The following is a 5,535-nucleotide window of genomic DNA, read 5'->3' as shown; positions in this document are numbered from 1 at the left end:
TGATAGAATGATTGAGTTGTCTCTTGAGGGGCTAGTCAGTAGCGGAATGAAAAAAAGTTTCGAAAAAGTGTTGACAAGTTCAGTAGAAGATGATAGAATGATTGAGTTGTCTCTTGAGCAACTAGTTAACAGAGGAACGAAAAAAAGTTTCAAAAAAGTGTTGACAAAGTTTCCAAGAAATGATAAACTAAGATAGTTGTCGCGAGAGCGCGATAACGAACAAGACCTTTGAAAATTAAAGAAGACGAACCAAACGTGCAGGGTGATTTATCTAAGGATAAATCGTCAATGACAAAACAAAACAATAAAACGGAAAGCTAGTGATAGCTTGAGTTTGAATCAAAACTTTTTATGAGAGTTTGATCCTGGCTCAGGACGAACGCTGGCGGCGTGCCTAATACATGCAAGTAGAACGCTGAAGTCTGGTGCTTACACTAGACGGATGAGTTGCGAACGGGTGAGTAACGCGTAGGTAACCTGCCTCATAGCGGGGGATAACTATTGGAAACGATAGCTAATACCGCATAACAGTATTTACCGCATGGTAGATGCTTGAAAGGAGCAATTGCTTCACTATGAGATGGACCTGCGTTGTATTAGCTAGTTGGTGAGGTAACGGCTCACCAAGGCTTCGATACATAGCCGACCTGAGAGGGTGATCGGCCACACTGGGACTGAGACACGGCCCAGACTCCTACGGGAGGCAGCAGTAGGGAATCTTCGGCAATGGGGGCAACCCTGACCGAGCAACGCCGCGTGAGTGAAGAAGGTTTTCGGATCGTAAAGCTCTGTTGTAAGAGAAGAACGTGTGTGAGAGTGGAAAGTTCACACAGTGACGGTATCTTACCAGAAAGGGACGGCTAACTACGTGCCAGCAGCCGCGGTAATACGTAGGTCCCGAGCGTTGTCCGGATTTATTGGGCGTAAAGCGAGCGCAGGCGGTTTGATAAGTCTGAAGTAAAAGGCTGTGGCTTAACCATAGTACGCTTTGGAAACTGTCAAACTTGAGTGCAGAAGGGGAGAGTGGAATTCCATGTGTAGCGGTGAAATGCGTAGATATATGGAGGAACACCGGTGGCGAAAGCGGCTCTCTGGTCTGTAACTGACGCTGAGGCTCGAAAGCGTGGGGAGCGAACAGGATTAGATACCCTGGTAGTCCACGCCGTAAACGATGAGTGCTAGGTGTTGGGTCCTTTCCGGGACTCAGTGCCGCAGCTAACGCATTAAGCACTCCGCCTGGGGAGTACGACCGCAAGGTTGAAACTCAAAGGAATTGACGGGGGCCCGCACAAGCGGTGGAGCATGTGGTTTAATTCGAAGCAACGCGAAGAACCTTACCAGGTCTTGACATCCCAGTGACCGTCCTAGAGATAGGATTTTTCTTCGGAACACTGGTGACAGGTGGTGCATGGTTGTCGTCAGCTCGTGTCGTGAGATGTTGGGTTAAGTCCCGCAACGAGCGCAACCCCTATTGTTAGTTGCCATCATTCAGTTGGGCACTCTAGCGAGACTGCCGGTAATAAACCGGAGGAAGGTGGGGATGACGTCAAATCATCATGCCCCTTATGACCTGGGCTACACACGTGCTACAATGGCTGGTACAACGAGTCGCAAGTCGGTGACGGCAAGCTAATCTCTTAAAGCCAGTCTCAGTTCGGATTGTAGGCTGCAACTCGCCTACATGAAGTCGGAATCGCTAGTAATCGCGGATCAGCACGCCGCGGTGAATACGTTCCCGGGCCTTGTACACACCGCCCGTCACACCACGAGAGTTTGTAACACCCGAAGTCGGTGAGGTAACCTTTTAGGAGCCAGCCGCCTAAGGTGGGATAGATGATTGGGGTGAAGTCGTAACAAGGTAGCCGTATCGGAAGGTGCGGCTGGATCACCTCCTTTCTAAGGAAATGGAAACCTGTACGTGAGTCTTCTTTAATTTTGAGAGGTCTTGTGGGGCCTTAGCTCAGCTGGGAGAGCGCCTGCTTTGCACGCAGGAGGTCAGCGGTTCGATCCCGCTAGGCTCCATAGGATAGGAATCCTACTAAACTGAATAGCAGTGAAGTTGAATTCACGACTAACTTCTTAGGAAAATAGATAATCTTCCTTGTGTGTAAGACACACAGCGTCAGATTCCTAATTTTCTCCAGAAGTTTTGCAGAAGCGACCGTCGTTCATATCCTAAACTTGTCCATTGAAAATTGAATATCTATCAAACATTCCTAAACGTATGTAACAGTACGTATAGAAATAGTAACAAGAAAATAAACCGAAAACGCTGTGAATATTTAATGAGTTTTCTAATTTTTGAAAAAATTAGGTTAATAAGGTTAAGTTAATAAGGGCGCACGGTGGATGCCTTGGCACTAGAAGCCGATGAAGGACGTGACTAACGACGAAATGCCTTGGGGAGCTGTAAGTAAGCAATGATCCAGGGATGTCCGAATGGGGGAACCCGGCAGGTAATACCTGTCACTCACTACTGTTAAGGTAGTGAAGAGGAAGACGCAGTGAACTGAAACATCTAAGTAGCTGCAGGAAGAGAAAGCAAAAGCGATTGCCTTAGTAGCGGCGAGCGAAACGGCAGGAGGGCAAACCGAGGAGTTTACTCCTCGGGGTTGTAGGACTGCAATGTGGACTTAAAGAGTATAGAAGAACTACCTGGGAAGGTAGGCCAAAGAGAGTAATAGCCTCGTATTTGAAATATTCTTTATACCTAGCAGTATCCTGAGTACGGCGAGACACGCGAAATCTCGTCGGAATCCGGGAGGACCATCTCCCAACCCTAAATACTCTCTAGTGACCGATAGTGAACCAGTACCGTGAGGGAAAGGTGAAAAGTACCCCGGAAGGGGAGTGAAATAGAACCTGAAACCGTGTGCCTACAACAAGTTCGAGCCCGTTAATGGGTGAGAGCGTGCCTTTTGTAGAATGAACCGGCGAGTTACGATATGATGCGAGGTTAAGTTGAAGAGACGGAGCCGTAGGGAAACCGAGTCTTAATAGGGCGCATTAGTATTATGTCGTAGACCCGAAACCATGTGACCTACCCATGAGCAGGTTGAAGGTGCGGTAAGACGCACTGGAGGACCGAACCAGGGCACGTTGAAAAGTGCTTGGATGACTTGTGGGTAGCGGAGAAATTCCAAACGAACTTGGAGATAGCTGGTTCTCTCCGAAATAGCTTTAGGGCTAGCGTCGACATTTGAGAATCTTGGAGGTAGAGCACTGTTTGGATGAGGGGGCCATCTCGGTTTACTGATTTCAGATAAACTCCGAATGCCAATGATTTATGGTCGGCAGTCAGACTGCGAGTGCTAAGATCCGTAGTCGAAAGGGAAACAGCCCAGACCACCAGCTAAGGTCCCAAAATAATTGTTAAGTGGAAAAGGATGTGGGGTTGCACAGACAACTAGGATGTTAGCTTAGAAGCAGCTATTCATTCAAAGAGTGCGTAATAGCTCACTAGTCGAGTGACCCTGCGCCGAAAATGTACCGGGGCTAAAACAATTTACCGAAGCTGTGGATAACACTTAGGTGTTATGGTAGGAGAGCGTTCTATGTGTGAAGAAGGTATACCGTGAGGAGTGCTGGAACGCATAGAAGTGAGAATGCCGGTATGAGTAGCGAAAGATGGGTGAGAATCCCATCCACCGTAAGACTAAGGTTTCCAGGGGAAGGCTCGTCCGCCCTGGGTTAGTCGGGACCTAAGGAGAGACCGAAGGGTGTATCCGATGGACAACAGGTTGATATTCCTGTACTAGAGTATGAAGTGATGGAGGGACGCAGTAGGCTAACTAAAGCGGGCGATTGGAAGTGCCCGTCTAAGCAGTGAGGTGTGATATGAGTTAAATGCTTGTATCTGTAACATTGAGCTGTGATGGGGAGCGAAGTTAAGTAGCGAAGTTAGTGACGTCACACTGCCGAGAAAAGCTTCTAGCGATGTATCATACTCTACCCGTACCGCAAACCGACACAGGTAGTCGAGGCGAGTAGCCTCAGGTGAGCGAGAGAACTCTCGTTAAGGAACTCGGCAAAATGACCCCGTAACTTCGGGAGAAGGGGTGCTGACTTACAGTCAGCCGCAGTGAATAGGCCCAAGCAACTGTTTATCAAAAACACAGCTCTCTGCTAAATCGTAAGATGATGTATAGGGGGTGACGCCTGCCCGGTGCTGGAAGGTTAAGAGGAGGGTTTAGCGCAAGCGAAGATCTGAATTGAAGCCCCAGTAAACGGCGGCCGTAACTATAACGGTCCTAAGGTAGCGAAATTCCTTGTCGGGTAAGTTCCGACCCGCACGAAAGGCGTAATGATTTGGGCACTGTCTCAACGAGAGACTCGGTGAAATTTTAGTACCTGTGAAGATGCAGGTTACCCGCGACAGGACGGAAAGACCCCATGGAGCTTTACTGCAGTTTGATATTGAGTATCTGTACCACATGTACAGGATAGGTAGGAGCCTATGAAGTCGGGACGCCAGTTTCGACGGAGGCGCTGTTGGGATACTACCCTTGTGTTATGGCTACTCTAACCCGGATAGGTTATCCCTATCGGAGACAGTGTCTGACGGGCAGTTTGACTGGGGCGGTCGCCTCCTAAAAGGTAACGGAGGCGCCCAAAGGTTCCCTCAGAATGGTTGGAAATCATTCGCAGAGTGTAAAGGTATAAGGGAGCTTGACTGCGAGAGCTACAACTCGAGCAGGGACGAAAGTCGGGCTTAGTGATCCGGTGGTTCCGTATGGAAGGGCCATCGCTCAACGGATAAAAGCTACCCTGGGGATAACAGGCTTATCTCCCCCAAGAGTTCACATCGACGGGGAGGTTTGGCACCTCGATGTCGGCTCGTCGCATCCTGGGGCTGTAGTCGGTCCCAAGGGTTGGGCTGTTCGCCCATTAAAGCGGCACGCGAGCTGGGTTCAGAACGTCGTGAGACAGTTCGGTCCCTATCCGTCGCGGGCGTAGGAAATTTGAGAGGATCTGCTCCTAGTACGAGAGGACCAGAGTGGACTTACCGCTGGTGTACCAGTTGTCTTGCCAAAGGCATCGCTGGGTAGCTATGTAGGGACGGGATAAACGCTGAAAGCATCTAAGTGTGAAACCCACCTCAAGATGAGATTTCCCATAACTTTATGTTAGTAAGAGCCCTGAGAGATGATCAGGTAGATAGGTTGGAAGTGGAAGTGTGGCGACACATGTAGCGGACCAATACTAATCGCTCGAGGACTTATCCAAGATAAGTAACGAAGGCGTTACAAATTCTGTATGAAAATAGGAAACTGACGCAGAGTCAAGAGACTCTAGGAAGTTTATCTTTTTCACTAAGAATTTAGCCTGAGTACAATTAAAACTAGAGTCAATATTGACAGCGTTGGTAAAACTTGTTAGAATATAGATATTCAATTTTGAGTTGACAAGACTCAGTAGTTAAGTGACGATAGCCTAGGAGATACACCTGTACCCATGCCGAACACAGCAGTTAAGCCCTAGAACGCCTGAAGTAGTTGGGGGTTGCCCCCTGTTAGATACGGTAGTCGCTTAGCA

General features: G+C 48.6%; 1 tRNA gene, 3 rRNA genes and 1 pseudogene. All 5 read left to right on the top strand.

The features are described from left to right. Positions 1-196 (top strand): annotated as a pseudogene (locus K5Q29_RS10420) (hypothetical protein); the annotation flags it as partial. A 151-nt stretch (positions 197-347) separates the two neighbouring features. Then, positions 348-1,896, top strand: a 16S ribosomal RNA gene (locus K5Q29_RS10415). 53 nt (positions 1,897-1,949) lie between these two features. Next, a tRNA-Ala gene (locus K5Q29_RS10410) sits at positions 1,950-2,022 on the top strand. A gap of 300 nt (positions 2,023-2,322) precedes the next feature. Beyond that, positions 2,323-5,226: ribosomal RNA gene (locus K5Q29_RS10405) — 23S ribosomal RNA — on the top strand. A 192-nt stretch (positions 5,227-5,418) separates the two neighbouring features. Continuing rightward, positions 5,419-5,534: ribosomal RNA gene (gene rrf, locus K5Q29_RS10400) — 5S ribosomal RNA — on the top strand. The 16S, 23S and 5S rRNA genes sit together here with 1 tRNA gene alongside, the layout of an rRNA operon. Position 5,535 lies beyond the last annotated feature (1 nt).

This window comes from Streptococcus sp. 2018037, from assembly GCF_019754195.1.
GTDB lineage: Bacteria > Bacillota > Bacilli > Lactobacillales > Streptococcaceae > Streptococcus > Streptococcus hashimotonensis.
Note: the sequence above shows the minus strand (reverse complement) of the source record. Positions and strands in the feature narration are given on the sequence as shown.